Source organism: Candidatus Saccharibacteria bacterium, from assembly GCA_016699955.1.
GTDB lineage: Bacteria > Patescibacteriota > Saccharimonadia > Saccharimonadales > UBA4665 > JAGXIT01.
This window is the reverse complement of the sequence record CP064993.1, coordinates 442,846-467,795: the sequence shown is the minus strand read 5'-3', so window position 1 is coordinate 467,795 and position 24,950 is coordinate 442,846. Positions and strand designations below refer to the sequence as shown.

Genomic DNA, 24,950 nt, shown 5'->3' with positions numbered 1-24,950 from the left:
GGTACAATACTTCGTATGAATGGTGTAAAAATAATTGCGCTGGTAGGAATGCCTGGAGCTGGCAAAGGACTTTGTGTTGAATATTTGGAGAAAAAGGGCTGGCCAAGTGTATATTTTGGTGGGATCACAGTAGACGAGGTTAAAGCTCGAGACCTTGAAGTGAATGAAGTGAATGAAAGAATGGTGCGCGAAGCCCTGCGTGCTAGCGAAGGTCCAGCGGTGATGGCAAAAAGAATGATCCCTAAGATAGAAGAATTGGCTACCGCTGGCAATGAGGTTATTGTTGCCGATGGACTATACAGTTGGAGTGAATACAAGCTTCTCAAGGAAAAATACGGCGATAACATCTTGGTCATAGCCGTAGCAGCCAAGCGCAAACTTCGTCATGCGCGACTTGCTAGTCGTCCAGTTCGCCCGCTTAACGAAGAGCAGGCCACTGCCCGTGAGTATGCCGAGATCGAAAATATTGAAAAAGGCGGTCCTATAGCCAATGCTGATTACACTGTGCTAAACGATAACGCACCGGAAGAGACATACGCTCAACTCGATATTATTATACAAAAAAGCTTAGTCTAACCAACCAGCTAACGCCTGATGGCGCTATAACAATATGCCAAGCGTGGTTGCGAAGTCGACGTAACTTTCGCGAATAAGGTCAGGGGCGCACTCACCATTTAACAACGCAGTCCTGTCAAAACGAGAGGTAATAGCACACACACATAACCCCGCTTGTTTAGCCGAAGTAACTCCCTTTGGGTCGTCTTCAAATGCTAGTACCAAACCTCTCTGTTTGTCGGGCAAATCAAGCGATTGAAACGCTTTTTCGAAAGATTCGGGATTGGGTTTGGCTTGGGCAAAATCTTCCCGCGCAATTACCCTTCGGTTTTCAAATAAAGCCTCCATGCCGCTCATCTGCAAAAAAGCAGCTACGTCTGCCCTGCGCGCACCACTCGCAATGGCAATTTTGCCATTAGTCAAAACATAGACTGCCCGCACAAACTCAACCGCTTTCGGCAGTGGTGCCCCAAACTCACGCAACACCGGTTCGTAAAGCTCATGCTTCCGAACAGCAACTTCTCTTAGCAAAGCATGCTCGTGCTCTATTATTGGGGTGCCGACCAAACCAAACTCATAAAAAAGCTGCCAAATGTTACCCTCTATGCTGTGTTCGTACGCCCGCGCGAGCACCGTTCTGTTTTGCTCTTCGCTAAGTTCTGCAAGCTGCCGCAAGCCATACTTATTGCCAATTTCCCGCATAGCGAGCAAGCGTGCATACTCATGTAACCCATACTTGTGCTGCTTGGGATAGTTATCCAGCAATGTATCGTCTACATCAAAGATTGCACCAAGGGGTTGAGAGTCGAATGTATCTGACACTACAGGGTGCTACTGGAACCTGTTTGTAGGATGGCGATGAAGACGCCGAGCGCTATGAGCAAAAAAGCCCAGACAAAAGACCACTCACGTCGACGACTACGTATGGGCTTTGGCTGCCCGTCTACGTCTATTCGGCGCAATATCAAGGACGATGCAATACTTCTGTAAAACCAGCCCGTTGCAACCGAGGGTTGACCGAGCAACTTTTTTACCTTTTTCAGCGCAAAAAATATGTTCCCAAAAAAACTGAAGGCAGAGTGGTAATCCATAAAAATCAGTCCCGTTTTGTCTTGATACATCAAGTCCTCGCCAAAAACAAAGCCAGGAACACCGCGACCAACGGCCGCACCCTGCAAAGACACGTATTTACCTCTAAGCGGAGATGCGTATGGGTTGCGCATCTCACCAAGCACCGAGGTTTGTGCTGGGGTGCCGCTCGGGTACCTGTACATGGTTTTTAACACAAGCGCGATTCCAAATGTCGCAATACCAATACCCCAGTTCCTAGAAACAAGTCCTACCGCAATAGCCACGGCGTAGGGCATGCCCATGACAGCAAGATCGCTCCAAAGCACATTCCACAGTCGCCGCTTATCGAGCATTACTCGACTGGCCGCTGCTTCTACGTTGTAACTAAACGGACGGCCAGATTTGCTTGGCATCTTGCTCAGTGCCTTTATGCGATTGCCTGTCAACGGATGCGTAGAGTTCAGCTCAATCAGTTTCGCCCATGGGCTGTAGGCGTCAAAGAGCATTGCTTCTGTAACGGCCTGGCTGTCGTTGTTCGTGATGTATGAAACACCACCAGCATGTTTGGCATCTTTAACATCGACCAGCCCCATGTGCCGAGTACTGTGCAGTAGTCTGGTTGTTGCACCGCTGTCTTCCTCGCTCACAATGCCGTAGGCTATTTTTATAAGCGCATTACTGAGATCTTCAGGATCAGCAACCTGAGCGCCAAAGATATCTGCGAGTTTCTCACGCGTCCGGCTCAGATAAAGTAGCAAATATGAGGCGATTACATACAGGATATAGGCAATAAACCCAATCGCCGCCAGATTATTTTTTCTATCGCCCTTACTCCTCGTAAGCCAATAATACATTTCGTACAGCAGCTGAACCAGCGTACTCGCAACCATCATCACAATAAAGTCACGGTTCACAATGTGTCCCATTTCGTGTGCTACGACCGCGCGCTGTTCGCCCTCGTTTAGGTATTTAAAAAGACCCTGTGTCACAACCAGCCGTGAGTTATATCGCCCGCTCCCATAGCAAAAGGCTGTCGGGTTGTTATCTGGTATTATCCCGACTTTTGGATATTTAAAATTGTACTCACTACTCACCTGCTGAATCGTAGGTGCAATTGTCGGATACCGCTGCGCAACCTGCTCCGGAGTCAAAAACTCAACTTTATAGAAAAACTTATTAATCCAGTCCGTTACCCATGGCCCGACCAGCCACATGATGAAGTTGAACACAACCGTGAGGCCCATCGCCAGCCAAACATTCATTGCGTCCTGCTGGAGCAAAATGAGTACAATTATGAAAAATACAAAAGAAAAAATTAGCCCGAGCGTCACGAGCGATGCACCAAAAAGTTTCATACTTCCTCCCTTAAATACTACTTTTCAAGTGTAACACGGCGTCAAACATTTAGGCCAGGGGGAAACTGGAGCCCGTACTAACTTTGCTTAACCTTGGAATCAATTGTTTTGGATGTCTTGCTTATGCGTCGGGGCACAGCGCCATTGTCTTGTCGTATGCTCGGGTACGGGGTGTCAGGTACCTGCTCCTCTGGTCTCGGGTTTTGTGCCCTATCACTAAACCATTTGATGACAAAAAAGATACCGAGCCATAAGAAAACAGGTACAATGATACTGACCCCGATTAAGAATGTGGGGATAAATATAACTGCTAACACAAAACAAATTCCCGCGAACAGTAGATATTTTTTTCGTCCCATACTTCTTGACCCCCTTCTACTTGATATAGTCGTGTAGTTTGCGTGCGTCTTTGTGCTTGCGGAGTTTTGCGAGAGCCTTAGCTTCGATTTGTCGTATGCGCTCACGGGTAACCGAGAACTCTTGCCCCACCTCTTCAAGGGTGTGCTGCTTGCCGTCTTCTAGGCCAAAACGGAGTTTGAGAATTTTCTGCTCGCGTTCGGTCAACGCCGACAGCATGTCTTTTACTTGCTCTTTTAGCAACTGCCCTGTGGCCGATTCTTCGGGCGTGATCGTGTCTTCGTCTTCGATAAAGTCGGAGAGGACTGACTCTTCCTCGTCGTCGCGTATGCTGGCGTCGAGTGAAGAAATATCCTGCTTAATTTTCATAATATGCTCAACTTTTGCTTCGTCGATTTCCATTTCGCGGGCAATCTCGGCGTTGGTTGGCTCGCGGTTGTACTCCTGGGTCAAACGACGCTGCGTGCGGAGCAGCTTGTTGATGGTTTCGACCATGTGTACCGGTATGCGAATGGTGCGGGCTTGGTCAGCTATGGCACGGGTAATTGCCTGCCTAATCCACCAGGTAGCATACGTGCTAAACTTAAACCCTTTATCTGGGTCAAATTTCTCGACTGCGCGCAGAAGCCCCGTGTTGCCTTCTTGAATGAGATCAAGTAAATCAAGCCCCCGACCAACATAGCGCTTAGCAATTGAAACTACAAGCCGCATATTTGCTTCCGCCATCTGGTCTTTGGCCTCTTTTTCGCCAGCAACAACGCGCTGCGCCAGCGCCAATTCTTCCTCAGCGTTTAGCAGTGGAATCTTACCAATTTCACGCAAGTACAGCCGCACCGAATCATCGGCAATATCATCGAGATATGTCTGATCCTCAAGTACAATTTCTTCCTCTTCTTCGATGAGCCACTCGTCACTGAGGTCGGTCAAAGCCGGCTCTTCCGGTGCTATGACATCTACGCCCGCCTCCGTCAGCTCGGTGTACAGCGCATCTAGCGCTTCCACATTTACAGGCGTGTCGGGAAGCAAGTCCGAGATTTCTTTTGCTTCGATACTTCCAGCTTTTTCGCCTTCTCTAATAAAGTCGCTCTCGCTTGCACAAACTTTGCCTTATCATCATATTTCGGTGCCACTCGTGTCTCCTTGCTCTATTCGTAATAAATGGTCGAGGTCGCGTGCTTGTTTAAGCAATTCGCTTTCTTCCTCGGAATTGGCTGTTTGCAATGCTGCGCTCAGCTTTTGTTTTTGCATTTTCACATATTGGTGTATCAGCGCAGCCTGCAAACGTTTCGCTTCGGCTCGAAGCTCGAGCGGCTCGATATCCTGATACAGCGTCTCATAGACTAATGACAATATTTTAGCATACTCTGCAATCTGTTGCACCTCGTCTTGATCACTCCCGTCAAACTCGGGGTGACTGGCCAGAAACTCAAAAGCATGTCGGGCATCGTCATCAGTGAACATATCAGGGTCGAGTGGGTACAACATGGTGCGCAGGTTTGGCTTCATGAGCGTGAGTGCCATAAGGTGTTCTTCTGTTTTCACTTTGTCTGAGATGGCTTTTTCAACAGGGGTGAGTTTCACCTGGGATGCCCGACGGCGCACCGGTCCAGTTTCGTCAGGCGTACTAGCGAGCTTGGTTGCAAGCGCCTCTTTACTCACTTGTAGTAGCCCGGCCAGGCGAGCAACATAGTGATCTTGTTCAACTTTATCAGGCAATTGTCTCACAACACGCAACACGACATCGCTCAGCTCACGCTTGCCGAGTGCCGTAGAGAGATCCAATATCGAACCGTAGCGATCTATCAGCCAATCCACCGCGTAGTGTGGTTGCTCGATGATACTTTGCCAAACCTGCACATCTTGTTTAATGAGTTCATCTGGGTCTTTACCGCTCGGTATATTGATAACACTGAGCTGTATGCCTCCCACTTTCCCGGCGATAGGTATTGCCCGCTCGGTTGCGGCTAGACCAGCCTTATCGGCGTCAAAACACAGACGTATGTCACCCGACAAACGCGACAGTGCCTTAAGGTTTGGTTCGGTTAGCGCCGTCCCAGCCGTCGCCACTACTTGCCTTACACCCGCTTGGTGGCTCTGTATAACGTCAAGATTACCTTCGGTGAGTACTGCGTATTTTCCTTTGCGTATGGCTTCTTTCGCAAAATGCAGCCCAAAAATGTGTCGGCTTTTATCATAAAGTGGCGTTCCCGGAGTGTTGATGTACTTTGGCGCAGCGGGGTCATCGTCGAGCAGACGTGCCGTAAAGCCAACTACTCGCCCCTGCGGGTCGCACAATGGGATCATAAGCCTCCCGCGGAACATATCTTGCAACCCACCGCGGTACGCCTGGCTCGTCAGTCCCGCCAATTTGATTTCCTTCTCAGTGAATGCTTTACCCAGCAGAAAATCCAGTAGTGCCCGACCAGTGTTCGGCGAGTATCCCAGCCGCCACTGGAGGGCGGTTTCTTTCGTAAACTCCCGCTGCCGTAGTACGTACTGCAGTGCAGTTATATTTTTACTAAACTGCATTTGGTAAAACTTGCATGCCCATTCATTTGCCTCATACAGGCGCTCCTTAGTTTGTGAAGTTGGGCCTTTCACCCCTACCTGACGGTATTGTTCAAGGTCAATTCCAGCGCGGCGAGCTAAAATATCAAGCGCGCCAACAAAATCAACGCCTTCAACTTCCTGGATGAATGTAAAAATATCACCACCGCGACCACTGCTAAAATCGTGCCATATCTGTTTGTCTGGGCTCACCACAAAGCTCGGCGTTTTCTCACTGGTAAATGGACTGAGGCCTTTCCATGTCCGCCCGGCACGCTTAAGCTGGACGTATTCACCAATAACGTCTTCTATCGCCAGCCGCTCCCGTACCTCTTCCTTTGCATCCATCTATATAGTAGATAGTAGTTAGTAGTTTGTAGTTAGGCAAGCGTTACAGATTAAAATACCACGCAAACGTCTTGTGCCTTGACTGTTACCTCTGAACTCCCGTACCATAAGCATGATGAATCCAAAAGAACCAAATTATGGGCAGTCGCCGCCGGCGCCGCCGGCATACCCCAGCTATGGGTCGACGCAGCAAATCGCACCATCATATAATCAAACACCTCCCGCGGCGGTAAACCCATACGATTTTATCGTAAACCCGCAGGGCTCAAGTCACAAATCGAGTCTAAGCGGTCGCAGCCAAACAAAAAAACTCCTGCTTATAACAGTGGTTATTGCGAGCATCATACTAGTCGTGGGTATGGTAGTTGTAATGCTTCTGCCAAAAGGGACTTCTTCTACTAACCTCGTTGGTATTGCTCAGCAGCAACAAGAAATTGTTCGCATTGCAGCGCTCTGTGAACGGCAAGCGGCTACCGAGGACACAAAAGGATTTTGCTACACCACAGAGCTAAGCATTAGCACAAGTCTATCCCAACTAACTGAGTACATAAATGATACAGGGGCTGATTTGGATTTGAAGCAAATGAATCTCAAACAAGACCCTGCCACAGATAAAACTTTAGATGCAGCCAAGGCAACTAGTACATTCGATGCGGCACTACACAAAGTGCTCACCGCTGAGCTTGAAACATATTTGAGCGATGTTCAAGATATTTACAAAAGCACCAATAATCAAAAGCTCAGGGAGCTTCTCCGCCAAAGTTTTGATTCTGGTAAGGTACTCTACGACCAAGCAAAAACCTTGCAAAGTCGATAACCGTTTACCGGTTTTAGGCAAAACCCCAGACGTCAGACTCACCATCTACTAGGTTAATTTACCCCTGTAACGAGTTGGTAGCTGTGGCGAATAAGTCCTAGGATTTCTTCTTTGGGTAGTTGGCCAGACAGAACGAGAGTGTTCCAATGTTTTTTGTTTAAGTGATAGCCCGGTAACACCGTTTCGTACTTTTCTCTCAGCACCTCGGCGAGTTGAGGATCGCACTTCAGGCTCAAGTTGAGTGGAGTTTTACCCTCCGCAATCAGCGCAAACATCTTACCTTCTTTTGCTCTAGTCGCATCGCCCACCTTGTACACGGCAACTCCCTCGCCAAATGGATAGTCTAGGTAGCTGTTAGGCATGCTAAGCAAATACTCTTCTACTTCCTTATGTGTCATGGCAGTAGTATAGAAGATACTTGGCATAAGATGAAAGACAGAATCTAAAATCACTTGCTATTCGCAAAATATGGCGGCTGAAGCTGGGTTTTTACCTGCTCCCAGTTGAGACGCTGTAATATGCCGGCTTGCACCTCAGAAGATGCTGGTTTTGTTATGTAGCCCAGGTCATCGCTGCCGATAATATCGAACATGAAGTTATAGGGCAATTTTTGTAAGCCGGCTTGCTGTATTCTCGCAAGACAATCATCATGATATGCGTTGCACATTTTGCCAACTGCAAGCCACTTGTTCAGTTGAGCTGCATCAGCGCCGTTTACTGTAAACTTGACATTTATGGCCGCCGAACGAGTCATTTCTGGTGCGACCTGCTGGTCAAAAATAAAGTTGCCCATAGAGTAGAAGATGGGATGGCCTTTGTATGCCTCACTCGGCTGCACAACGTGCGGATGGTCTCCCAGCACCATGTCTGCGCCATTATCTATCATAGAACGATAAAGGTCTACCTTCACCCTCTCAGGGCTAGAGCGATACTCCGTACCAGCATGCGGCATAGCAATGACAGGCATGTATGTACTGTACTTTTTCATTACTGCGATAGAGTCAGGCAGCGGTAGACGTATAAACCCATGATAGCCGCACATGGCAACGGGCAAAAAGCCTTTTGTCGTTTTTTTGTCACTGGTAGCTACAGTGGCGGGCAGCGATATGACCTCACAAATGTCTTCGAGCTCACGCGGGTCAGGGTGGCCGAAATATTGAATGTTGTTTTCCTCCAAATGCATTTTTGTTTCCGTAAAACCGGCAGCGCCTTGGTTGTCAGTATGGTTATTTGCCAGCGTCACAACGCCAAACCACTTTACTAGCTCAGGCAAATACTGCGGATTACAGTTGAATGACAGCGTTGCGTCTTCCTGTGCCGAGGTTTGTTGCAAACCAGCGACCGTGGGGCATTCGAGCCCAGTCACCCATTCATCGTACTGCTCACGGTGGAATTCACTGAGACGGGAAAATGGATAGGCATACTTGAGCTCGCTTTTCATAGCGTGATCGTTTATGTAGCGACTAAAATATGAATTGCCGGTAAAAAGTACGTTCGAGCTGACTGTCGTAACATACGCCTTTGATTTAAGCTGTGGTGCATTCCAGGGTGGTGGTTGCTGCGGGGTAAAGCGATAAGCCGCAGCGCACCCAGCCGTACCAACAAACACGGCCCCAACCGCAATTAAAAGTTGCCTTCTATACCTACGAGGACGCTCTCCTGCCCTATACATAAGCTTAGTATAACCCCAGCCCGGAGTATGCACCACTCTTCACGCGTTCAGACATCCAGGGAGCGAGAACGAAGCCTTAAGGAGTGGTGCTCGCATACGCCGGGTTCGGGTTTTATAAGTCGAGTATAGCGCTAGCGCTGCGTGAGCAGTGCGGGTATTTCTGCCAACGAATCAACTAGGTAATCCGCGCCGATTGCACTAAGTTCTTCACGCGAGGCAAAGCCGTGGGTAATACCAACAAATGGAATACCGGCTGCTTTGGCCGCTTGGCAATCGGTAACCATATCGCCAACCGTAATTGATTCACCTGGCTTACAACCAAGCTGTCGTAACGCCTCCACCATCATGTCGGGCGCCGGTTTCGGCCTAAAACCTTCGCGCATCGCAACGACGACTTCAAAAAACTGGTCAACATTCCGGTAGCTCAGGTATTCAATCGTTCGATCGTAGTCAGCTGAGGTCACGACTGCCAGCCGATATCCTGCCATTTTTAGCTCTTCTAACACCGCCTCGGCATGTTCAAAGAACGGCGAGTCCCTCCAGGCACCCTCAATTTTTAACCGGTACGTCTCAAGCCAGTCGCCATAGTCAACTTCCGACGAAAGACCTCTGTGTACCTCTGTATGGTGGTGAATATACGGTTGCAGTTCTTCCAGTGAAGGCCGGTATCCACTGTGCCTCTCGACAGCATGCATATACCCCTCAATGATGATATCTTTGGTATCCCGGAGCGTCCCATCTAAGTCAAACAGTATCGCTTTAACGCTTGCCATCATTGAGCCTTTCGATTAGCTTACCCAGCTCCGCCAGTGAATCAACGATATAATCTGCCCCGGCTGCTTCAAGCTCTTCTCGCGAACCAAAGCCGTGCGTTATACCGATCGTTATCCCCGCCCCAGCATTCTTGCCTACTTTTATATCGACCGGTAGATCCCCGACCATTGCCAAAGCATGAGGCGGAATACTGAGCTCCGAAGCAATCAGCAACAAGCCCTCGGGGTGAGGTTTGCCGCATTTCAGCTCATCCGGTGAAATGACAATGTCGAACTCCGGCCCTAGCCCGAGCTCCTGAAACAACAAATTAACTCCCCTGCGCCAACGGTTCGTAAAAACAGCCGTTTTTATGCCTGCATCGCGAAGCACTGCCAGCGTTTGCCGCATACCCACGTATTCTTCTACCAGTGCAAGAAATTCTTTGGACTGTTGGAGTTCATGATGACGATGAGCCAACTTTTCTGGATCATGGCTCGGCAGAAGCTGCTGGTAACACTCAAGCAGCGGTGGTCCAATTGCCTCGATGATGGCCTGACGCTCCTGTGTCTCACCATGTTCGCGCATGACATGTTCAAAGGCCTGCAAAACGTGCTCCGACGTATTTAGCAGCGTCCCGTCGAGGTCAAAAACGACTGCTTTAATGCTTGGCTCACGACTCAAAATATCTGCCGCTTATCGAACCACTCGAGGTAGTTTTGGAGCTCAGCAATAGATGCCTGTATATCCTCTTGAGCACGATGCACGTCTGCTTTCTCGTAGTTTACGCCAAACCGTCCCTGCATGAACACTTTCCAGGCACTCACGTCGAGCATACGGTAGTGCAGTTTCAAATCAAGTTTCGGCCAGTACCGCGCAATGAATTTGCGGTCGTTATATATGCTATTGCCTGCGAGAACGGCAGGTTCGGCGCCAAAATGTTGCTCTATGAGCGCCACCAGCTCTTGCTCGATGATATAACTTGGTTTTGCTGTTTTTTCATCGCTCGTTTTCCGGATAAATTCATCACGGTTTTCGGGATACCCCCGCCACCACGAGTTTTTTTGCATCCGAGCAACAACAATCTCAGCTGGCTGCGCCACTATTGCCTCATACGTCTCAAGCGTATTGAGCTCAAAATCTGTCACCTCCGCGGCTACCTCGAGAATGACATCTTGCGACGCATCGAGCCCAGTCATTTCTAGATCTACCCACAACAGTCGAGTCGGCAGTACTTTTTTGTCAATCTCACTCATATTACTTCTGAGTATACAGAGTTATGATATAAGAGTTAAGAGATAGAACGGGATATAACCTCGAATAACGAAAGAACCCTAGCTGTCTTCAGGGTCGTCCAGGAAAAAGACAGCGGTCGGAGGTTCTTTTCTTAGTCAAGTTTATTTACGTGCAGCGGCGAGTGCATTCCCATACCACACTACATCATCAAGAGCGGCCTTCAGCTGACCGGCACGGTAGCTACCAGCATCCTCAAAAGTACCGTCTTCTTTCATATTCTGAGCATCCATGTACGGTAAGCCAACAAATACGGGAGTTGCCACGGCTAATACGCCGGCTAAAATACCCCGGAGCTGGGCCACTGCTTGTGCTCCTTCGGTTGAACCATGTGAAGCCAAGGCGACTGGTTTCTTTGCCATTTCGTACGCCACATAGTCCAGAGCATTTTTTAAGGCACCAGAAATTGAACGGTTATACTCTGGAGTTACAATAACATAAGCCTCCTGACGTGCGAGAACATCGAGCCACTTCTTAGCCTCTCCCTCCGGCTTGCGGTCAGGATTGTACTGAGGTGAAACTGCCTCGTCAAACATTGGCAGTTTGTAGTCAAGAAGATCGATAACCTCTACGTCTACACCTTCATATGCCTTTGCTGCATTCGCAACCCAAGTTGCCATGTTCCCACTGACACGCCCCTGACGTACTGAACCAACGATTATGCCTAATTTCATCTTTTACTCCTCCTTATGATATACTTTATATAGTAAGTATACGTTTATAACTATACAAAGTAAAGTGCCATTTCTACGATTCACAGAAATGTCATCTCGAGCAAAGCCAAGAAACCTTTTTGGAGCAAACAATGACTAGTCAACCTACATTTACCAACCTAGAACCACAGATCGGATGCATCGCCTCAGCGCTGCGTGTTATTGGACAAAAATGGACCGCTCTTATCATCCGCGACCTTTACGCAGGACCCAAAAGATTTGGGGAGCTCGAAAAATCCGTCGGTACAATTAACCCACGCACCCTTAGCCAGCGCCTCGAGGCTCTCGAAACTCACGGTGTCGTCACAAAAAAAACTTATGCTGAAGTGCCTCCACGCACCGAATACACACTTACAGCCAAGGGCTACGACCTCGTGCCAGTCTTACAGACCATGGCCGCCTGGGGCAACAAATACCACGAAGAGTGCTAAGCCAAAACCGCGTTACGTTATGGAACTTCAGTCTTACCCGGATACCTGAAGTCCACTTGCTTTTGAGATCGAGTTTGGATTCAGCGGACAGACCTTTACGTCGTATTTTGTTGTCAGTCAGCTCCAGCATTCAATCTTGCAAGCTGATTGGCATAATACTTAACTAGCTGTGGGTTATGCTCGTACATCTTAGCGAAAATATTTACACCTTTATGCCGTAGGGTAGGCCCGCCTTGCTGTAGCACAAACGACATCCAGTCTGCGGAGCTAGTAACGGCGGAAAACGTCTCTGCCTTGTCTTCAACAACATTTTTGCTGGCGTATACACTAACTGTATTCGGTCGAACATCTTGTATATTAAAAATGGGCGAGTTATCTTTTACAATATAAACTTTACCTGGGCTAATTGTTGAACCACCGGTCTCAGATGCCTCATCATAACCTTGGGTATTCAACGTTGTAAAAGCCGGATCGGCAAACATCGACCCAAAGGACTGACAGAAGTATCTGTCAGCTATATGCCCCGACTCGTGTCTAAAGTCTCCAGCGACTGTACTAGGTCCAAGTACTATAAAACCCGCTCGCCGAGGATCAATGTACGAAACGGCTTTGGGGTTGTTAGGCACTGCGAAACGAACCTCCTTAGCCCCTACGTAGTCCCAAAATTCATGCGACTTCCCAACAAGCCCATCGGCATGATTTACAATAGCTGTTTTGATAGCTTTACGCTGTTCTTCATCGGCTAGATTAACAGCTTTATACAAATCTCTGAATGATTCATCGCGGGGCACAGTAAGCACGATGCCATATGCTTTATCAATCGCTTGAGCGAGATGCTCAAAATCTTCAAATGAAACAGTTGGATCGGCGGCAGCCTTGCGTAAATCCGAAGCCATCTGTCTTAGCTCAGGGCTTGCATAATGAAGGCCATAACTGTCAGCACTACGAAACGGCCGTATACTTTTTGACGGTGGGAATAAACCCTCCACCTCCTGAATTGCTGCTGCTGAGGGGCTAGGGCAGTCATGATGTAATAGCACAAGCTCTTGGTCGGCAAGCAACATGCCTTCAACAGACCCAGTTAGCGCCAGGTTTACCGCGTTAACTGTGACAGCCCCTTTAACAACGAATGCTCCTAAGTACTTAAAAAAATCAGCTAGCCCCGCCCGTAAGGATGACTCGGGCGGTGCGATGAGTCGTTCAGTGTGAATCGGTTTGTTCATAATAATTATATATGTAATATGCCAGACTGTTGTCGTATTATCAACTAAGTTACTCTGATTTTTTGCTTACATAGGGATGTATACATATCAAAAACTATTATTTGTTTCAGCCCTTGTTCTTGGTGTGGACTAAGATGATTCTATCCTTTGCTATTAGTAACATGTCCGGCCAGGAGTTCGCTGCTTATATAACCCGCCCCTTTAGGCTTCGCTCTCGTTCGCTAGCGCCTGTTGGCGCTTACAATGGTTTTACACCAAGCTGCGGTTCGGTAGTTAATGTCTCAGCAAACACTAAGCTCACTACTATTTACTTCCGGCTTAAGAACAAATCTGGACTGCTCCTCTAATCTGTTCTCCCAGAGAAGAAACTACAAAGCATCGTAATAGTACGTTGTTTCGAGCAGCCTCGATGTGGTATTAGCTTGTCCTTCCAAACACCAAATCTACCGTCTAATGGGCTAGTAGTATTGGCTACTTTCTTGCCAGTTTCTGTCGTGTATTCCTGTAGGTAATCTGCTTGGTACGTGAACAAGTAAGGCAGGTTTCTGACTAGGCTGAAGTAGGCTCGTCTGGTTCGCTGGTGTGGGTATTGCTTTGTCACACTGTCTTGTTCTTTGAGCCATTTACCATGCTTTTAGGATATACGACGGGCCATGGCTGTCCGTTATTTATATTTTATGGGCTAATAGCAGTCCGGATTTGTTCTTAAGCCGTAAATTAAAGTCTTAGCAGGACGAATTCGATGGCCTTTTATCGTCAGCGATGTACGCTAGTGTATTTTCAAACCGAGGCTTATAGCCTACTGCGCCTGTACTTCGGCTAGGGCAGATTTAACAGTCTGGACTGAAACACCTTTGTTTTTGAGGTAATTCATGTGCAGGTTGAAATTGGCAGGCGTCACCATACCCGCGGTGTTACTTGGTATGACAGGGCTGGTCGCAATTTCGTGGTACGTAAGTATGAGCCATGATTTTTGAGCAATGGCGTTGTCTATCAAGTTTTGCACTTCCGCCGTGGTCATAGCGTTGGTTACGACAATTGCCTTGAGTTTGGTAGCATCAATAGCGTCTCTATAGTTATAACCTGGGTCTATACTTCTTTGGTTATTGTAATACGTCTTGCCGGTATTGAGATTGGCGGTTGTGTACGCTCCGTATGGATAGGCAAAACTGGTAACAGGGGCTCCAAGAAGGTTTTGCAGGGCTATCTGACTGTTCGCAAATTCGTTAGTCATCTGAGTAGCTGACAAATTCGTGAAATTCGAGTGTGTCACCGAATGTGATGCAATTTCATGTCCGTCAGTGTGTAGCGATTTGGCCTGAGCGCCTGTCATATAGTACGTCGTGTTAAGTGTACCTGATATAGCGTAGAAGGTAGATTTGAAGCCAAGTCCGTTAAGCACTGGTCGAGCTGCTGTGTATTGATTTGCCCAGCCGTCATCAAACGACACACTGACAATCGCGCGGCTGTAGGGAACCGGTGTCACTTCTCTAAATGAGTAGTCGTCAGTAGCTAAAGTGCCGACGGTTCTCAAGCTCTGGAAAACCGCGATGCGACTGGCGTTCGCTGGTGCAGTTATTCTCGTACTATATGGCGTCCAGCTGGAGCTAGCCTGCGCGTCGCCCAACCAGGTTTCTTTTACACTGCCGTCTTGCATAGTCAAACGAATATACATCGGTGTCATAACGGATGACTTATACCAGTGGCTGAACTCATATACTTTACCCGGTGTGACAGCAATACTGTCGTACATCCAGTGACTGCCACCGTTTGAAAAGGCTGTCGTAGTGATCTCGGCACTGCGGCTGCCAGTATGGCCGATCGTGGCATATTTGAAACTAGTGGTATTGGTGCCCCATTTGCTGTAATACCAGTAATTTGGGGAAGTTCCATTGGCGGATGTTTCTAGTGAAGGATTCGCAATCAAATTGGTTGTTACAGGAGGTGGTGGAGGCGGAGGAGTGGTGTCGGTTGTCGCCACGCTATAATCATCGACAGTCAACTCGCCGACACTTTCAATGAAATGATAAATCGTCATTTTCGCAGCGTTAGCAGGAGTGACATATGTGTAAGAATTTTGTTTCCAGGTCGCGCTGGCGGCAGGTGTACCGAGAGATATATAACTGACAGCACCTGTTGTGGAAGTAACTACCGCTGCAACGGTTGTAGGTGTGGTGCTTTGATACCAGTTACTCACAGTGTATGAAGTATTCGGAGTTACATTGACGGGAGTAAAATACCATTTCGCATCGCCACTGGTATGAGCTGTCATCTTAATATTCAGAGCGTATGAGCCAGTATGTCCACCTACTTTATGCGAAAATGTCGTCGTGTTAGTGCCCCATTTGCCACTAGCCCAAGACGAGGGCGAGCCAACCGTTCCACTTTCAACTGAAGGGTTAGGTACTAAGTTTGGTCCCAATGCGCTGACATAGGAATTCATGCCAAATGCCGCGGCCACCATTAGTAAAATACTGACAAAAATAGTGACTATACGCTTCATAAAATCTCCCCTAAAGTTTTTAACGCAGCAAGATCGTTACGTTGTTTACCTAATGATATTTATACCACTCTATACGTAGTATGTAAATGAATAATGCCTACATTCTATCCCGAAGTGCAACAAAACCGGCTAACTGTCTTGCCTGTACGTAGTATCTCTGCTGAATAGGCGTGCGGAAATTGTATCGTTTTCTTGGACGGTTGTTAAGCTTGGTTTCTACGACTTTGAGTTGTCTTGGGGTAATCGTCTTAAAGTCGAATCGTTTTGGGTAGTATTGGCGGACAAGGCTGTTTAGATTTTCATTACTGCCACGCTGTGATGGCGTATAGGCATCAGCAAAGTACACAGCTATGGCAGCATTGTTTCGCAGACGCTCATACTCGGCAAACTCGGTACCACGGTCATATGTAACAGTCCGGATGGGAGCCCGGACTGTGCATATTGTTTCAGCCGCTTAGCGGTGTCGTCAGCTATCTTACGTGCGTCATAGCCAAGTACTAACCCGAGCAGACACTCCCACTTGTTCGATCAACGTGGGTGGCGATTCGGTCTCTAGTGTCCAACCCAACAATTGTGTCGCCTTCGAAGTCACCTAGACGAGTTCGCTGTTCAATCACTGCGTCACGGCTCTGAATTGGCGGCAGAGCTTTCTGCCTAGCCTTGATGCGTTCGTTCGTACCGTGATGACGGTACGGTCTGCCGCCGCGCCGAAGGTGCTTTTGAAGCTGTTTCTTATCTGTTTTGTTGGAGCAAAGATCGATATAGTCGTAAATGGTTTGCCAGTGAAGTACAATACCGTAGTTTCGTCTTAAGCCACCGGCAATCTGCTCGGGTGACCACTCATTTTTGAGTAGACGATGTCTGACGTACTGTTCGAGCCAGTCGCCAGACTGGTATGCCAACCGCAGCCGGCTTTGGTTTGCATTCAAACGTCGTGTGGTTGCAGCACGCTGGGCACTGCGCGGCTCATAGAAACGGTTGGCAAGATGAACTTCGCGTACTGCGCTGCAGTAATTTTCTCCTGCTTCGTATTTGTCCTGGGCGAGACCGCTACCTCGGGCATGGCGGCAGTCTTTGTCGAGAATGGTCGGGCGTTTGGGCAGTGGTATCTGGACTGGTTTGTCTCGTGTTTTGTTGCGAGCCAGCTCACGACTGATGGCCGAACGATTGACGCCAATCCTACTGGCGATATAGCTTTGGTTTCTGTGTTCTTGCAGTAGTGTTGCTATGACAACACGGTCATCTGAGATAAGATGACGATAGGACATTAGCTGTCTCCTTTCATCGATTATTAGTTGCTGAACACACCTAATTCTAGAGACAAGGCAGACGAGAAGCTAATGTCCTACTTTTTGAGGGGATAGTTTTGGTTTGTTGCACTTGGAGGTCGAATTCAAGATGTAGTAATTGCTCACTGCCTCAAAAACAGAGGTGATAATTGGTCAACAACTTGCCTACGCTAAACTGCCTTATCTGTTAGCATTTATGCGATTTTACACTTGTGTAATTACTTAACAGATACCAGGAGGGTGTGAGCAGTTACATAATGTATGCTATCATCCCAACTTTTCTTTAAAATTAAGCGCGCAGGAGTTAATGCAAAAGTGGTTTCCCGACGGATGGTCGTCGACGCCGGTAAAAAGGTGTCCAAGGTGGGCACCACACTTCGCACAAGTTACCTCGGTGCGCGGCATACCCAGTGACGTGTCTGGCGCCAGTATAAGCGCTTCATTACTGGCAGCTTCCGCAAAACTTGGCCAGCCAACTAGACCAGGCGTGGCCGATTCGTACTTCGACTCACTTCGAAACAGCAGAGCACCACAGTTTGCGCAGCCATACACTCCGCGCCGTGATTCGTCCAGTAACAAACCACTCCCTGGCAGTTCGGTTCCTTGCTCAAACAGCACCCGTTTTTGTTCATCAGAAAGGTTAGGATTCACCTGGGATGTCATTTTGACTTCTTGGGCTTCACTTCTTTTGGCAAATCTAGTTTATCGAGCTTAAACAATTTTATGAGCAGATAGATTGCCAGAAGCACCATGAGGAAATTAATAAACACATAGACGAACTTGCCCCATGCAAAAGACTCGTCACCGATGTAGGCTTTGCGTTCTTGCAATTTTGATCCGACAATGATGTTCAGCCACGGGTTGATAAAACTATCGACAAGCTGTTTTATAAGCCCCTGTGCCTGCTGACCAACTATAAAGCCCACCGCCAGCCCAACCACAGCTTTCTCACGCATAAAATTAACAAAGCCACCAACCTGGCGCCTCATTACTTCATCTGGCTCATCAAGCATCGTAACCAGGGCTTCTCTGGTACGTATTCTTTTTTCTGTCATCTCTGCTCCTCTCGTATTTTCATCCACAGTTTCCCCATCATATTCTCACCATTACCATTTGGGCCGCAACCCCAAAAGCTGTCTAAGGGATGATTTTCGACAATTCGCCGATTGCCTGTTTGACTTAAACACGTGCGCACATCTTCATTTTGAGCAGCTTTCGCGCGCAGTAACTCTTCCATGGCACGCACGCGTATGTCATGCCAGTCAGCCGATAATTTGCCTTCGCCAATTGTCCGGTTAATCTGCCCCACCGACCACGGGCTCGGTGCGTGCAAGATGGCGCTAGCAATATCTGGCTCGGTAGCAAAAAACTTACGCCATTGAAAGGCATGCTCAACCGTCGGAAACGTATGTTCATAAATGGTCACTGCATGTGCCGACCAATTACTGAGAGGGTCGTACGCATGCGTAAAGAAGAAGACAGTTTCATCGGTTTGATACGTCAATTGCTGCTCTGGATCAGGGTACATCTACATCCTCTCTGGGGGGGTAAGTTACTTTATGTACGCGCTTGCATGTTCATACTGGCTTGGGGGCAAAATTGTGAGTTGCGTAGGATAGGAATAATCTACCGTCTCAGAGTACAGATTGCTTGTACTCGACTTCTCCTCTACTCGTACAAATCGCTTTGTGCTTTGGTCGATATAAAACGACAGGGTGATATCGTAACCACTGTTACCAATGCCGCGCATTTCTTGTTTTGTCCTTTTCGCCGCTAAATCATTGACTGCTTGCAGACTTTTCCAGTCTGTCTGTACATTCGTGTACGCTTTGACCTTATGGCCATCGATATCAACTGTTTGCGCCGTACTGGGAACGACAAATACTTTTTTATCACGATAGGCTTGTAAGATTGCCTTTCGATCGTCAGAAGAAAAATTACCCATTATGTAGCGGGAAAGTGACGTGTTGATTTCATATTGTGCCCAACCTAGGTCATCACCACCGAACGCAAACACTTCGTTCATATCTTTAATCTGCAGCCATTTGCCCGCAACCGGGGAAAGGTTCGGAGGCAGTGCACAGCCCTCGCATGAATAGCGTACATAAGCTGGATATACTGGCGTTCCCAGATACCGCTCAGATGTATATTCGTTTCCCGATGTCACCGAGACAGTTTTTAGAAATGATTTGGGTTTCGCTGGATCAGATACATCAGTTTGTGTAAAAGCCATAACGTCGCCCCCAGATACTTCACCGCTTTTACGTATTTCTCTTTTGACATAAGTAGTACTTAGATTGTTCTCCAGTGCAGCATAGAAAAGCTGCGAATCGTTTATGGCCGTCCTCTCAAGGTGTGATTTGACTTGAAAAAAACCAATTACCCCAAGCACAGCCAATACAAGCGCGATAGTTAGAAGTTTTCTTTGTGGATTTGGTCCAATAAGTATCGGTGAATTGTTTGGCTGCATAACTACATCCTCTCTGGGGCATGGATACCGAGGAGCGTCAGACCCTGTTTAAGCGTGGTCGCATATAAGTCGACCAGCTCAAGGCGCAGTCGTTCACGATCATCACCGATGACACGGTTCTTCTCATAAAAACGGTTAAACTCCTGGGCAAGTTCGTACAGATAGGTGCAGACATAATGCGGCATGAGCTCAAAAGTAGCCTTTTCGATCACTTCAGGGTACTCTGTCAGCTTGCGCACAAGTGTCCGCTCATCTACTTGCAGCTCGTGATCAGTGTCTTGTGGCTCGTGGCTCGTGGCTTTGACAAGAATACTCCTAGCTCGCGCATGCGCATACTGCAAATAAGGACCACTATTTCCTTCTAGCGCGATTGACTCTACTGGGTCGTAAATAATGTCACCCCCTATGCGGTTTTTAGCAAAGGCGTATTTAACCGCAGCCAGCACAGTTTCCTCTGATGGATTCGTCCCGGTAGCCCGACCCGCCTCTCGTGCCGCCTCGAGAATTTCCATTGCCGTCACCACGTTTCCCTTACGGCTACTCATTTTTACTCCACCTTGCAGTTTTATTACACCGTGCGTAAGGTGACGCGTACGTTCAGCTGGTTCGGGCGCAAACTGGCCTATGCTAGCGATAACGACCTGCATATATTGCACCTGTCCGTTATCCGTAATAATGATAGACTGGTCAAAATGGTAGTCTTGCCACTTAGTCAAACTTAGCCCAACATCTTTGGTTTCGTATGTCGGCAAACCCTCTTGATTTATAAATACTCTTGTATGCAAGCCGTGCTCATCTCCGCGAAATATGACTGCTCCGTCACTTTCCTCATATACCCCAGCCGCCAACTGCTCTCGTACTGTTTCTACGCCTAGAGACGTCACTTCACTTTCTGGTATATAGCGCGCAAAAGGTGTCACCTGCAATTGCTCGTATAGCACGGCAAAATAGTCGTAGCTCCACTGCCGACACACCCAATATATCTTGGCAAAAGCCGAATCATGCTCGTTTTCGGCATGCAAAGCATAGACACGTTTGTTGCATGCAACAATTTCCGTCCGAGCCTTTTCATCATCTTCGTAAGCGTTGTTTCCTTCTACATAACGCTCTCCGAGCCATTTTGGTCGATCTGACTCTGGTATTTCACTCAAATTCTCGGGATATTCGCCACCAAGGTGCGCAATGATTGCCCACATACTTTTACCCGCATGCAACCCGACATCACCACCGTAATTGATACGTATTGTCTCGGCTCCGGTGTTTTCTATTAGTCGCGCGATGGTGTCACCGACCAGTGTTGTGTACAAATGCCCAGCGTGTAGGGGCTTAAACGGGTTCGGGTCAGAATACTCTACTAATATTTTCTGACCAGCCGAGCTCTTGGTCTTTTCCATCGTCAGGGATTCGAGCAATGCCACATCGGTTAGCTGTAGGTTCAAAAACCCCGGCCCCGCCACGCTCACCGCTGCTATGTGAGAGCTCCGTTCTCTCACACTTTCAGCTAGAGCATCGGCGATCTCGCGCGGGTTTTTGACCAGTTGTTTGCTTAGCTGCAGTGCCACATTGGTCGCATAATCGCTAAATTTTGCTTCTGGTCGCGTCAGTTCAACTTTGACATCTACCCCAAATAATTCTTTCGCCACATTCGCAACAACCAGCTCCAGATCATGTTTCATGCACTAAAGTATAACAGAGGTGACAAATCAAGACGACTTAAAAATATGTACAAATGGAACTCCAGCCACTTAACATCATGCATTTTCTCCTCAAAACACGGAAGGAGCCGAACTAAAGATACGGTTAAGTAAGTACTAGGAAGGAAAATGTGCAGGAGCTTAAACAACCCAGCAGTGCCTCGCGGCTCTGCCGGCGAGCAGGCTGGCTGGTGCGATATGCGCGAACTTGTCGAACAGTCACCCGTCAGTTATAGTGAGATTGCTTAACTGTTGTTACAAGAATTAAGGAGATTATTAGTGAGCAAAGATCATAACTATGCTGTTATTGTGGCTGGTGGCTCTGGTACTCGGCTGTGGCCAATTAGTCGGCAAGAGTTGCCGAAACAAATGCAAAGCCTCGTCAGTCAGCACTCGCTACTTGAAGATACCTACGAAAGATTACAGGGTGTCTACTCATCCGATCATATCCTCGTCTCGACTACAGTCAACTACGTCGAAAAAATAAAAAAAATACTGCCAGACATCCCCGAAGAGAACTTTGTTGTTGAACCGACAGCGAAGGGCCCTGCCCTGGCATTTGCACTTTTTGCCGAAGTCCTCTATAGACGGGATCCAAAGGCTATCATATTCTCGATGGCGTCTGACCATGCTATCGCAGAAAAAAATGCCTTTCAAACCGTTTTAGGGCAAGCCCACGATTACATTGGTAAGCATCCAGATCGTATTGCACTCGTGGGCGTCAAGCCAACTCGTCCCGACACGGGGCTTGGCTATATTAAGGTCGATACGGAAATACAAGCAGACCCATGCGTATACTCGGTAGAGAAATTCATCGAAAAACCTAGCTATCCGGTTGCAAAACGCTATGCTCAGAGTAGTGATTTTTTTTGGAATGTCGCCTACTACTGCTTTTCTGCAAAAACACTTCTCGAAGCCTACAACGAAGCCAGCCCCAGGAGTGTTGAGCAAATTCGAGCATATGTCGATAGTAATGATGTCGCTGACTTTGAAGCTGCGCCGAAAATGGTTCATGAAATTGAAGTCGTCAATGCCCGCAAATTCCCACTCGTTCTTATCCCTGCCGAGTTTCACTGGGATGACATTGGCAACTGGAGTGCGTTGCACGACCTTCTGGCTGATGCAAATGGGGACAAAAGCCGTGTTATTTCCCACACACCTCACCATATCGATGTCGACAGCCAAGGCTGTATGGTGCGCTCAGAAAATCCTGACAAACTCATCGCAACAGTAGGGCTTGAAAATCTTATCATTGTTGATACGGCAGACTCTCTGCTTGTCATGCACAAAGGTCACAGCCAAGACATCAAAACCGTTATAGAAGAAATCAAGCAACGCGGGCTGGAAAAATATTTATAGAAAGAGAGTATACGTTGGATTATTTTACCCCTGAAGCCATAAAGAAAATTGCTCAGTCTGAGAAAAAACTTGTGCACATTGTCCTCATTGCCACAAAACCTGACATCATCAAACAGGCGCCCCTCTACCACGAACTCATGAATCGCGGTGAGCTGGTGCTACTCTGTCATACCGGTCAGCACTACGACTTCCGTTATAGCGGTGGTATGATGGAAGAATTCGGCATCACGCCCGATATTCTCCTTACAATACAGGGGCCTCTGAATGCTAAAATAGCCCAAATGATCGAGCGTTACGGCGAGGTTATTGAATGGCTAAAGACTCAGGGCAAAACGCCCATTCCCTACATTCACGGTGACACAAGTACCTCTATGGCTATAGGCCTTGGATCCTACATGCACCGGGTGGCCTGCGTGCACGTCGAGGCTGGCATTCGTACTCTCACACCAAAACGTGAAATATACAAGCAATTCTATGACGACTTTAAGGCTGGAAACTTCAATTGGAATGACTACTACGCCGCACAACAGGTTCGTGGCAACTTTGAGCAAGGCAGTATGGAGCCTTTTCCTGAACAGTTTAATACTCGCGTGTCGGAACCAGCCTCCGGCTATCACGCCGCCCCTGTCGAGCTCGACCGAGATTTCATGCTTGCCGAAGGATTTAGCTCAAACACCATAGAGGTTACAGGCAATACTGTCGCAGACGCAACACGGCTTGCCATTGCCGACGCTGCTCAGTCAACAATACTTGAGAAGTATCCTCAGCTCGCAAGCGGCGAGTTCATTCGCTTCTGTATACACCGGCGTGAAAACACTCAAGACGAGAGACGTTTCACTGTACTCATTGAGGCAATGGAAAAACTAGTCCAAAAAGGCCGTTCCGTACTGCTTATTTCTCTCTTTGGCACGGAAGAAGCTATTGATTCGTTCGGGTTGCGTACACGTATCGAATCATTGGCCAAAGAAAACCCCGAAACATTTATTTACTCCGATGTATGGCCCTACTACCGCGATGTCATTGCTGCTATGCAGCGATGTGCGGCCGTAGCGACCGACTCCGGAAGCATGCAGGAGGAAATGAACATCCTTGGCGTGCCATGTGTGACTTTGAGGTTTGGTAGTGATCGTTCCGAATCTGTTCTCGCCGGCGCAAATGTACAGGCTCCACCGATTGATAGCGACTTTGTGGTCGCCATCATCGAGGGCGCGCTTCACAACAAACAAATGGCTAGCGTCGGCAATCTATATGGGGAGAATGTTTCCGCAAAAATTGTCGACGGCGTACTCGCTCGAGCTAGCAACGAACTGGGGCTGTTCCAGACCGAAGAAGCCCGGCCTGGCTTACTAGACTAGCTTCGGCTCGACACTACTTACGGAAGTTCGGGTTAGTTATTCCCCGCGCTCGGCTTTCCGTTGCTCAGGGGTCTCATTTGGTCGGGAATAATCATCCTCGAGGCGCCAAGTTGTACCAATTTCAGGCGTCGACGCTTCCATAATATCTGCGTCGGTTATCCCCTTAAAGCGATGTTTTTGTCCGACAATCGTACTGTAACCCTGCCCTAATTGGAGTTCAGTCTCTAAAAGCTCTCCATTATTGTCTTCCCAGACCAGGGCTGCCCGGCCGCTTAAAATAACATAGGTTTCCCTTTTAGCGTCATGTATTTGCAGGCTCATGCGACAGCCAGCGTTTACATGCATCAGCTTCATCATGTATGGCATATCCGGCGTTGCAAAATGCAGTTCATATCCCCAAGGTTTTTCGACACGCCGAACGTATGGCTGCAGGGAAAAATGCTTGGATCAAAGTACGGTACAGGGGCATCAGACATAAAATTCTCCTCTGGTGTAGGCGGTTATGGTTTGTTACAATACCCATTGTAAATTGATAACTGCTAAATGGGAACTGCCTGCAAACCAGGCAAGGGGGTGGAAATGCTTTTTGGACATCAAGACGATTTAACACAAACATCAGCTGGTTCAGTAACGGCACCGGATACGACTCAGCCAACAAACGTTACCGATCCGGTACCTTCAACCGGCTTCCCGACTGCAACCGATATTGCCGCACCGAGCGCGCCCGCGTTTGATAATCCCCTTGCCGACGAGTCGGTGATCAGCCTGACGTGTCACAGGCTGCGCAGGCTACTGACAATGACGTACCAAATGACTTAGCCGCAACCAACGACTCTACCGACCAACCGACCGCTGACGACGGCAGCGAACTACTGAACCTCAAACAACAAGCTCTTGGCCAGCTAACTCCCCTTGTGAATCACCTAGAGCAGACACCAGACGAAAAGTTTCGAACAACAATGATGATGATTCAAAGTACCGACAACCAGGCACTGTTAAAAGATGCCCTTGCTGCTGCCAAAGACATCACTGACGATAAAGCCCGCGCTCAAGCCCTTCTAGACGTTATCAACGAAATAAACTATTTTACACAAAAAAATAACGGCTAAAGAACCGCAGACTTGCCACTTCAGCCGTGATACTTGATA

At 48.0% G+C, this 24,950-nt stretch carries 27 protein-coding genes; 7 read left to right on the top strand and 20 right to left on the bottom strand.

Annotated elements, in window-relative coordinates; genetic code table 11:
- The first annotated feature begins 15 nt into the window (after nucleotides 1-15).
- Entirely contained in the window at nucleotides 16-576 is a 561-nt protein-coding gene (locus tag IPL85_02425; protein ID QQS20279.1) for an AAA family ATPase, read from the top strand.
- Nucleotides 577-600: 24 nt separating this feature from the next.
- On the opposite strand, the gene IPL85_02420 is transcribed toward IPL85_02425, so the two are convergent.
- The 4 genes from IPL85_02420 to IPL85_02405 form a co-directional block, all read right to left on the bottom strand.
- Nucleotides 601-1,377: an HAD family phosphatase gene (locus IPL85_02420; GenBank protein QQS20278.1), complete on the bottom strand. Its 777-nt coding sequence runs from the start codon at nucleotides 1,375-1,377 to the stop codon at nucleotides 601-603.
- Nucleotides 1,377-2,981: a M48 family metalloprotease gene (locus IPL85_02415; GenBank protein QQS20277.1), complete on the bottom strand. Its 1,605-nt coding sequence runs from the start codon at nucleotides 2,979-2,981 to the stop codon at nucleotides 1,377-1,379. The genes IPL85_02420 and IPL85_02415 overlap by 1 nt, the downstream gene beginning before the upstream one ends.
- Nucleotides 2,982-3,356: 375 nt before the next feature.
- Entirely contained in the window at nucleotides 3,357-4,415 is a 1,059-nt protein-coding gene (gene rpoD, locus IPL85_02410) for an RNA polymerase sigma factor RpoD (GenBank protein ID QQS20427.1), read from the bottom strand.
- A gap of 36 nt (nucleotides 4,416-4,451) precedes the next feature.
- Nucleotides 4,452-6,233 (bottom strand): DNA primase, encoded by a 1,782-nt coding sequence (locus IPL85_02405; GenBank protein ID QQS20276.1) that lies wholly within the window; start codon nucleotides 6,231-6,233, stop codon nucleotides 4,452-4,454.
- A gap of 112 nt (nucleotides 6,234-6,345) precedes the next feature.
- Between IPL85_02405 and IPL85_02400 the strand changes: the two genes are divergently transcribed.
- Nucleotides 6,346-7,050 (top strand): hypothetical protein, encoded by a 705-nt coding sequence (locus tag IPL85_02400; GenBank protein ID QQS20275.1) that lies wholly within the window; start codon nucleotides 6,346-6,348, stop codon nucleotides 7,048-7,050.
- A gap of 53 nt (nucleotides 7,051-7,103) precedes the next feature.
- Here the strand turns inward: IPL85_02400 and IPL85_02395 are convergent, their stop codons facing one another.
- The 6 genes from IPL85_02395 to IPL85_02370 all read right to left on the bottom strand — a co-directional run bounded on the left by IPL85_02395 (nucleotide 7,104) and on the right by IPL85_02370 (nucleotide 11,439).
- Nucleotides 7,104-7,448 carry an MmcQ/YjbR family DNA-binding protein gene (locus IPL85_02395; GenBank protein ID QQS20274.1) on the bottom strand — a complete coding sequence of 115 codons (345 nt, stop codon included), beginning with the start codon at nucleotides 7,446-7,448 and terminating at the stop codon, nucleotides 7,104-7,106.
- A 50-nt stretch (nucleotides 7,449-7,498) separates the two neighbouring features.
- The gene (locus IPL85_02390; protein ID QQS20273.1) at nucleotides 7,499-8,722 is read right to left on the bottom strand and encodes a CapA family protein; all 1,224 of its coding nucleotides are present in this window, start codon (nucleotides 8,720-8,722) and stop codon (nucleotides 7,499-7,501) included.
- Between the two features lie 131 nt (nucleotides 8,723-8,853).
- Nucleotides 8,854-9,498 (bottom strand): HAD family hydrolase, encoded by a 645-nt coding sequence (locus tag IPL85_02385; protein ID QQS20272.1) that lies wholly within the window; start codon nucleotides 9,496-9,498, stop codon nucleotides 8,854-8,856.
- Nucleotides 9,482-10,156, bottom strand: coding sequence for an HAD-IA family hydrolase (locus tag IPL85_02380; GenBank protein ID QQS20271.1), 675 nt, complete (start codon nucleotides 10,154-10,156; stop codon nucleotides 9,482-9,484). Before IPL85_02380 ends, IPL85_02385 begins: the two co-directional genes overlap by 17 nt.
- The gene (orn, locus tag IPL85_02375; GenBank protein ID QQS20270.1) at nucleotides 10,153-10,728 is read right to left on the bottom strand and encodes an oligoribonuclease; all 576 of its coding nucleotides are present in this window, start codon (nucleotides 10,726-10,728) and stop codon (nucleotides 10,153-10,155) included. The genes IPL85_02380 and orn overlap by 4 nt, the downstream gene beginning before the upstream one ends.
- A gap of 141 nt (nucleotides 10,729-10,869) precedes the next feature.
- A complete protein-coding gene (locus IPL85_02370; protein ID QQS20269.1) occupies nucleotides 10,870-11,439 on the bottom strand; it encodes an NAD(P)H-dependent oxidoreductase in 570 nt (189 codons plus the stop codon).
- A 131-nt stretch (nucleotides 11,440-11,570) separates the two neighbouring features.
- Between IPL85_02370 and IPL85_02365 the strand changes: the two genes are divergently transcribed.
- On the top strand, nucleotides 11,571-11,909 hold the full coding sequence (locus IPL85_02365) for a helix-turn-helix transcriptional regulator (protein QQS20268.1): 339 nt from the start codon (nucleotides 11,571-11,573) through the stop codon (nucleotides 11,907-11,909).
- 113 nt (nucleotides 11,910-12,022) lie between these two features.
- On the opposite strand, the gene IPL85_02360 is transcribed toward IPL85_02365, so the two are convergent.
- From IPL85_02360 to argS, 9 genes are all read right to left on the bottom strand, one after another.
- A complete protein-coding gene (locus IPL85_02360) occupies nucleotides 12,023-13,132 on the bottom strand; it encodes a hypothetical protein (protein ID QQS20267.1) in 1,110 nt (369 codons plus the stop codon).
- Nucleotides 13,133-13,931: 799 nt separating this feature from the next.
- Nucleotides 13,932-15,635 (bottom strand): polysaccharide deacetylase family protein, encoded by a 1,704-nt coding sequence (locus IPL85_02355; protein ID QQS20266.1) that lies wholly within the window; start codon nucleotides 15,633-15,635, stop codon nucleotides 13,932-13,934.
- A gap of 97 nt (nucleotides 15,636-15,732) precedes the next feature.
- On the bottom strand, nucleotides 15,733-16,077 hold the full coding sequence (locus IPL85_02350; GenBank protein ID QQS20426.1) for an IS30 family transposase: 345 nt from the start codon (nucleotides 16,075-16,077) through the stop codon (nucleotides 15,733-15,735).
- 55 nt (nucleotides 16,078-16,132) lie between these two features.
- On the bottom strand, nucleotides 16,133-16,903 hold the full coding sequence (locus IPL85_02345) for an IS30 family transposase (GenBank protein ID QQS20265.1): 771 nt from the start codon (nucleotides 16,901-16,903) through the stop codon (nucleotides 16,133-16,135).
- 288 nt (nucleotides 16,904-17,191) lie between these two features.
- Nucleotides 17,192-17,587: a peptide-methionine (R)-S-oxide reductase gene (locus tag IPL85_02340; protein ID QQS20264.1), complete on the bottom strand. Its 396-nt coding sequence runs from the start codon at nucleotides 17,585-17,587 to the stop codon at nucleotides 17,192-17,194.
- A complete protein-coding gene (locus IPL85_02335; GenBank protein QQS20263.1) occupies nucleotides 17,584-17,979 on the bottom strand; it encodes an MscL family protein in 396 nt (131 codons plus the stop codon). The genes IPL85_02340 and IPL85_02335 overlap by 4 nt, the downstream gene beginning before the upstream one ends.
- Entirely contained in the window at nucleotides 17,976-18,452 is a 477-nt protein-coding gene (locus tag IPL85_02330) for an NADAR family protein (GenBank protein QQS20262.1), read from the bottom strand. Before IPL85_02330 ends, IPL85_02335 begins: the two co-directional genes overlap by 4 nt.
- 24 nt (nucleotides 18,453-18,476) lie before the next feature.
- The gene (locus IPL85_02325; GenBank protein ID QQS20261.1) at nucleotides 18,477-19,394 is read right to left on the bottom strand and encodes a hypothetical protein; all 918 of its coding nucleotides are present in this window, start codon (nucleotides 19,392-19,394) and stop codon (nucleotides 18,477-18,479) included.
- A 2-nt stretch (nucleotides 19,395-19,396) separates the two neighbouring features.
- On the bottom strand, nucleotides 19,397-21,070 hold the full coding sequence (gene argS, locus IPL85_02320; GenBank protein ID QQS20260.1) for an arginine--tRNA ligase: 1,674 nt from the start codon (nucleotides 21,068-21,070) through the stop codon (nucleotides 19,397-19,399).
- 297 nt (nucleotides 21,071-21,367) lie between these two features.
- Here argS and IPL85_02315 point away from each other — a divergent pair, with 297 nt between their 5' ends.
- Complete coding sequence (locus IPL85_02315; GenBank protein QQS20259.1) at nucleotides 21,368-22,447, top strand: mannose-1-phosphate guanylyltransferase; 1,080 nt, start codon at nucleotides 21,368-21,370, stop codon at nucleotides 22,445-22,447.
- A gap of 14 nt (nucleotides 22,448-22,461) precedes the next feature.
- A complete protein-coding gene (locus tag IPL85_02310; GenBank protein QQS20258.1) occupies nucleotides 22,462-23,802 on the top strand; it encodes a UDP-N-acetylglucosamine 2-epimerase in 1,341 nt (446 codons plus the stop codon).
- A 36-nt stretch (nucleotides 23,803-23,838) separates the two neighbouring features.
- Here the strand turns inward: IPL85_02310 and IPL85_02305 are convergent, their stop codons facing one another.
- Nucleotides 23,839-24,234: a cupin gene (locus IPL85_02305; protein ID QQS20425.1), complete on the bottom strand. Its 396-nt coding sequence runs from the start codon at nucleotides 24,232-24,234 to the stop codon at nucleotides 23,839-23,841.
- A gap of 111 nt (nucleotides 24,235-24,345) precedes the next feature.
- Between IPL85_02305 and IPL85_02300 the strand changes: the two genes are divergently transcribed.
- On the top strand, nucleotides 24,346-24,621 hold the full coding sequence (locus IPL85_02300; GenBank protein ID QQS20257.1) for a hypothetical protein: 276 nt from the start codon (nucleotides 24,346-24,348) through the stop codon (nucleotides 24,619-24,621).
- Nucleotides 24,573-24,911 carry a hypothetical protein gene (locus tag IPL85_02295; protein QQS20256.1) on the top strand — a complete coding sequence of 113 codons (339 nt, stop codon included), beginning with the start codon at nucleotides 24,573-24,575 and terminating at the stop codon, nucleotides 24,909-24,911. The genes IPL85_02300 and IPL85_02295 overlap by 49 nt, the downstream gene beginning before the upstream one ends.
- Nucleotides 24,912-24,950 lie beyond the last annotated feature (39 nt).